Origin of the sequence: Kitasatospora sp. NPDC057518 (assembly GCF_042802075.1) — a bacterium.
Lineage (GTDB): Bacteria > Actinomycetota > Actinomycetes > Streptomycetales > Streptomycetaceae > Kitasatospora.
The window spans coordinates 1-6,150 of sequence record NZ_JBHVEU010000504.1 but is presented as its reverse complement, the minus strand read 5'-3'; the positions used below and the strand labels follow the sequence as shown (position 1 = coordinate 6,150).

Genomic DNA, 6,150 nt, shown 5'->3' with positions numbered 1-6,150 from the left:
GATCGGCGGCGGCCCGGCGGTCAGGTGGCCAGGAAGCGCTCCCGGTGGACCTGTTCGGGCGGCACCCCTGCGGAAGCGGCGGTGCGCAGCACGGCGTCGACCAGGGGCGGCGGGCCGCAGACGTACAGGTCCGGTGCGGCGCCGCCGAGTTCGGGCAGGGCGGCGGCCAGCAGGTCGGCCGGGGTGGCGGTCGGGCCGGACCAGTCGGGGCCGGGCCAGCGGACGCAGACCTCGTACCGGAAGCCGGGCAACTCGGCGGCTACGGCGGCGAGTTCGTCCAGTCCGAAGACGTCCCGCGGCTTGTTGACGCCGAGGAACAGCCGGGCGGGTTGCGGATCCTGCCACTCGGCCATCCGGCGGACCATCGCCAGCAGCGGGGCCAGGCCGGTGCCGCCGGCCAGGAACCAGCGCGGCCGCAGGCCGGTCTCGTGCAGGCCGAAGGCGCCCTGCGGGCCGTGCACGGTGAGCCGGTCGCCCGGACGGGCCCGGTCGGCGAGGTAGGAGGAGAAGTGCCCGCCCTCCCGCAGCCGGACGTAGAACTCCAGCCGGCCCTCCCAGTTGCCGGTGTTGGCGGGGGAGTAGGCGCGCTTCACCTCGCTGCCGGGTGCCTGGAGCTCCATGAACTGCCCCGGGTCGAACTGGCAGTCCGGGTCGTCGAGGCGCAGCTCCAGCCGCACGGTGTCCGGGGTGGCCTGGTCCACCGCCGTGACGGTGGCCGCGCGGACCGGGACGGCGCCGTACAGGACGCGGGCCTGCTCGTACGGCAGGGCGGCGGTCAGCGGACCGCGCGGGAAGGTGCGGCAGAGCAGCACCTCGCCGCGCTCGCGCCCGTCCGGCGGGAGGGCCTGTTCGCTGTGCGGCCCGAGGTCGTACGGCCCGTCGGTGACGGAGGCGTGGCAGGAGCCGCAGGTGCCCCGGCGGCAGGAGGCGGGCAGGGCGGCGCCGGCCTCCGCCGCGGCCTCCAGGACGCTGCGGCCGGGGGCGCAGTCGAACTCCAGCCGGCCGCCGTCGCTGGTGGTGAGGGTGACTGCGCTCACGACGCCGTCCGTTCGAGCGCGGCGGCCAGGTCGGCCGCCGGGTCGCCGGCCACCCGCAGGCCGAACCGCTTCACCAGTTCCTCGACCAGGGCGGGGGTCAGGAAGCCGGGCAGCGAGGGGCCGAGGTGGATGTCGCGGATGCCCAGCGCGAGCAGGGTGAGCAGCACCGCGACGGCCTTCTGCTCGGTCCAGGACAGCGCCAGGGTGAGCGGCAGGTCGTTGATGTCGCACTCGAAGGCGTCGGCGAGCGCGGTGGCGATCCGGATGGCGGAGTAGGTGTCGTTGCACTGGCCGAGGTCGAGCAGCCGGGGCAGGCCCGCGATCTCGCCGAAGTCGTGCCGGTTGAAGCGGTACTTGGCGCAGCCGAGGGTGAGCACCACGCTGTCGCGGGGCGCGCCGAGGGCGAGGTCGGTGTAGTAGTCGCGGCCGGGGGTGGGGCCGTCGCAGCCGCCGATCAGGAAGAAGTGCCGGATGTCGCCCTGCCGCACCGCGTGGACGACCTGGTCGGCGACCGCGAGCACGGCGTCCCGGCCGAAGCCGACGGTGACGGCCTCCTCCTCGGCGGCGGTCTCCGGGAAGCCGGGCAGGGCGTGGGCGGCCTGGATCAGCGGGCGGAAGTCGTGGTCGGCGAGGTGCCGGACGCCGGGCCAGCCGACCGGTCCGGCGGTGAAGATCCGGCGGCGGTAGGCGGCGTGCGGCTCGATGACGCAGTTGGAGGTCATCAGGACCGGGCCGGGGAAGGCGGCGAAGTCCCGCTGCTGGTCCTGCCAGGCGCCGCCGTAGTTGCCGGCCAGGTGCGGGTGGGCCTTGAGCAGCGGGTAGGCGTGGGCGGGGAGCATCTCGCCGTGGGTGTAGACGTTGATGCCCTGGCCCCTGGTCTGCACCAGGAGGGCCTCCAGGTCCCGCAGGTCGTGGCCGCTGACCAGGACGGCCTTTCCGGCGACCGGGGTGGTGCGGACGGCGGTGGGCCGCTGGGGCCCGTAGGTGCCGGTGTTGGCGGCGTCGAGCAGTTCGATCGCCGCGAGGTTGAGCCGGCCGAGGCCGACGGCGCGCTCCAGCAGCTCGGCGGGGTCGGTCGGCTCGCCGGCCAGGTAGGCGAGGGCGTCCTCGACGCCGCCGAGCACCTCGGCGCTGCGGCGGCCGAGCACGTCGGCGTGGTGGGCGTAGGCGCAGATGCCCTTGAGCGCGTAGAGGTGGAGCGAGCGGAGCCCGACCACCTCGGGCCCGACCAGGGGAAGCCCGATGTCCACCCGGACGCCCGACGCCTGGCCGACCAGGGCGCCGGGGTCCGCGGCCGGGGCCCAGGCGGCCGGGCCGGTGAGCGTCTCCGGCTGCTGCCCGGCGGCGCGCGCGGCCCGCTCGTACCGGTCCCTGGTCCGGTTCCGGACGCCGACGGCCAGCTGGATCAGGGCGGCGAAGCGGGTGGGGTTGAAGTTGACGTTGGTGAGCGTGGTGAAGAGCGCGTACAGGACGAAGGCCGCCGCCTCGTCATCCGGGTCGCCGAGGGCGCGCGCCTTGGCGGCGTACTGGGAGATGCCCTTGACCGCGTGGACCAGCAGGTCCTGGAGGTCCGAGGTGGGGGAGTCCTTGCCGCAGTTGCCGATCGGACCGGCGCAGCCGGGGGTGGCGCCGGTGCGGTCGGTCTGTTCGCACTGGTAGCAGAACATGCGGGTCCTCCGGGGACTCGTGGTGTCGTTCGGTGGCGGCGGGCAGACGGGGCCTCGACGAGTCCAGGATGGGGCCGCCGTTGACGGCGCGTCAGGGCCGGAGGGCCCCAATCCGGGGTCGGGAGACCCAGTCGCCCCGGCGTCCGCCGCGTCCGATCGGGTGTACGTGTGCGGCGTTCAGACGAAACGGTTGGCGGGTCGCCGCTGCTCGGGGCTCCGACGAGAACACTCCGAGGGCTGTTGTTCGGTTCATATGAGGAAAGGACTGTGGTGAAGCCCAGTCAGAATCAGGCGACCGCCGTCGGCTGGAGACGAAGGCTCGGCAGGGTGATGGGATCCGCCCTGGCCCTGACGCTCGTCCCCTTCGGCATGTCGCTCATCGCACCGTCGGCCGCCCAGGCGGCCGGCCTGCCGGGCGGCCTGGGGCCCTGCCTGGGCGCGGACTGTCCGGCGACGTTCCCCCCGGTCAACAACGGCCCCTTCGCGGGCCGCGACGCCGGGGTGAACGTCTTCGTCGGCGGCGACTTCAACGTCCGGGGCTCGGCCGCCGAGGCCGAGGGGCACGTGGTGACCCTCGGCAACTTCGACATGAGCAAGGCCGCCGGGGTCAGCTCCGTGTACAACATCGGCATCGTCGGCGTCGGCTCGCGCGTCCCCCCGCCGAACGGCGCGGACTTCCTCACCGCCGGCGGCAACGTCACCGTGGCCCCGGGGCAGTCGCTCCTGGCCGAGGGCGGCGTCGTCCGCTACGCGGGCGCCACCACGGGAACCGTCACCGGCACGAAGGTCCACGACCCGCAGGCCGTGGCCGCCTACGCGCCGCTGCGCGGCGAGCTGCAGACGGCCAGCGCGTGCTACGCCGGGACCGGCACCCCCCGCCCGGCCACCGGAACCGCCGTCAACCAGGGGTACCAGACCCTGTTCACCGGCGACGGCACCTCCGCCCTCCAGGTCTTCAACGTCGACTTCGACATCGTCGGCCGCGGCGGCGGCACCCAGGGGGTCACCTTCGCCGGCATCCCCGCGAACGCGACCGTCCTGGTCAACCTCGTCGGCGACGCCCGCACCATCAACACCTACAGCGGCAGCCTCGCGGACACCGACCCGTGGAACCAGCTGCGCGAGCGCCTGCTGTGGAACTTCCCCACCGCGACGACCGTCACCCTGACCGGCTCGGGGCAGTTCCAGGGCAGCGTGCTGGTCGGCAACCCGGCCAGCACCGCCACGATGAACCTGCCCGGCCTGAACGGACGGTTCTTCACCACCGGCTCGCTGCTGCACAACTCCGGTCTGGGCATGACCGGGACCGAGTTCCACGCCTACCCCTTCAACGGCGACCTCCCGGAGTGCGGCAACCCGCCGGCCCCCACCGCCTCGACCAGCGTGACCAAGGTCGACTCGGCCACCGGGCAGACCCTGGCGGGCGCCACCTTCCAGCTGTGGAAGGAGAGCAACGGCGTCGCCGGCCTGCAGACCACGGGAACCACCCCGGACACCAAGGTCGGCGCCCCCTGCACCACCGGGCGCAACGGCGTCTGCTCCACGGCTGACCTCCCGCTGGGCACCTACTACTGGGAGGAGACGACGCCGCCGCCCGGGTACGACCTGCCCCAGCCGCCGGTGACGACCGTGGTCCTCGGCACGAACGGGCAGACCGTCCCGGTCACCGTCCAGGACACCACGAGCCCGGTCGTCGAGACCGGGGCCACCAGTGTGACCAAGGTCGACTCCGCCACCGCGCGGCCGCTGGCGGGGGCGACCTTCCAGCTGTGGCACGAGACCAACGGTGTTCCGGGCCTGCAGACCTCCGGGGCCAATCCGGACACCGCGGTCGGCTCCCCGTGCGTCACGCCCGCGTCGGGCGTCTGCTCGGCGTCCGGGCTCCCGCTGGGCACGTACTACTGGCAGGAGACGGCGGCGCCGCCCGGGTACGACCTGCCCGGGCTCAACGTGACCACGGTCGTGCTGAACACCAACGGGCAGAGCGCCCCGGTCACCGTCGCCGACACCCCGGCCGCCGCTCCGACGGCCTCGACCAGCGTGACCAAGACCGACTCCGACAGCGGGCAGCCCTTGGCGGGGGCGACCTTCCAGTTGTGGCGTGAGACCAACGGCGTCGCCGGTCTGCAGACGTCCGGGGCGACCCCGGACACGGCGGTCGGCTCCCCGTGCGTCACCCCGGCCTCCGGTGTCTGCTCGGCGTCGGGCCTCCCGCTGGACACCTACTACTGGCAGGAGGTCTCGGCGCCCGACGGGTACGACCTGCCCGATCTCAACGTGAACACCGTCGTGCTGGACGCGAACGGGAAGAACGTCATGGTCACCGTCGCCGACGCCAAGACCATCGCTCCCACCGGGTCCACCTCCGTCACCAAGACCGACGCGGCCACCGGACAGCCGCTGGCGGGGGCGACCTTCCAGCTGTGGCACGAGACCAACGGCGTGGCCGGTCTGCAGACCACGGGGGCCAATCCCGACACGGCGGTCGGCTCCCCGTGCGTCACGCCCGCGTCGGGCGTCTGCTCGGCGTCCGGGCTCCCGCTGGGTACGTACTACTGGCAGGAGACGGCGCCGCCGCCCGGGTACGACCTGCCGCAGTCCGCGGTGACGACCGTCGTCCTCGACACCAACGGGCAGGACATCCAGCTCCCCGTCCAGGACACCCACTCGACCGCCCCCACCGGGTCCACCTCCGTCAAGAAGACCGACGCCGCCACCGGACAGCCCCTGGCGGGCGCCACCTTCCAGCTCTGGCACGAGACCAACGGCGTTCCGGGGCTGCAGGCCACCGGCCCGAATCCGGACACGGCCGTGGGCTCCCCGTGCGTCACGCCCGCGTCGGGTGTCTGCTCGGCGTCCGGGCTCCCGCTGGGTACGTACTACTGGCAGGAGACGGTGCCGCCGCCCGGGTACGACCTGCCGCAGTCCCCGGTGACGACCGTCGTCATCGACCTGGGCCGGCCGAACGTCCAGGTCCCCGTCCAGGACACGCAGACGCCGACCGCCCCGAGCGGGTCCACCTCCGTCAGGAAGGTCGACGCCGACAGCGGGCAGCCGCTGGCGGGCGCCGTTTTCCAGCTGTGGCGGGAGAGCAACGGCGTGGCCGGTCTGCAGACCACGGGGGACAACCCCGACACCGCCGTCGGCCCGCCGTGCACGACCCCCGCGTCGGGCGTCTGCTCGGCGGACCACCTCCCGCTGGGCACGTACTACTGGCAGGAGGTCTCCGCACCCGAGGGCTACAACCTGTCGCGGCCCTCGGTGACCAGGGTCGAGCTGACCGGGGACCACGCGTGCGTGACGGTCACGGTCGAGGACAGCAAGTGTCCGCCGCCGCCGTGCCCGCCCACCCCCTGCCCGCCGGGCGACGAGTGGAGCCCGTACGTGCGCTTCACGCCCGTGCCGGGCTTCCTCTGGGGCGCGGACGCCTGACCGCATGACCGGCC

The 6,150-nt window shown here is 73.9% G+C and carries 3 protein-coding genes; 1 reads left to right on the top strand and 2 read right to left on the bottom strand.

From position 1 onward, the window contains the following. Positions 1-20: 20 nt before the first annotated feature. On the bottom strand, positions 21-1,037 hold the full coding sequence (locus tag ACFU7Z_RS34455; RefSeq protein ID WP_380781907.1) for an FAD-binding oxidoreductase: 1,017 nt from the start codon (positions 1,035-1,037) through the stop codon (positions 21-23). Further along, a complete protein-coding gene (gene hcp, locus ACFU7Z_RS34450; protein WP_380781905.1) occupies positions 1,034-2,704 on the bottom strand; it encodes a hydroxylamine reductase in 1,671 nt (556 codons plus the stop codon). The genes ACFU7Z_RS34455 and hcp overlap by 4 nt, the downstream gene beginning before the upstream one ends. A 330-nt stretch (positions 2,705-3,034) precedes the next feature. Here hcp and ACFU7Z_RS34445 point away from each other — a divergent pair, with 330 nt between their 5' ends. Further along, on the top strand, positions 3,035-6,136 hold the full coding sequence (locus tag ACFU7Z_RS34445; RefSeq protein ID WP_380781909.1) for a SpaA isopeptide-forming pilin-related protein: 3,102 nt from the start codon (positions 3,035-3,037) through the stop codon (positions 6,134-6,136). Positions 6,137-6,150: the final 14 nt, after the last annotated feature.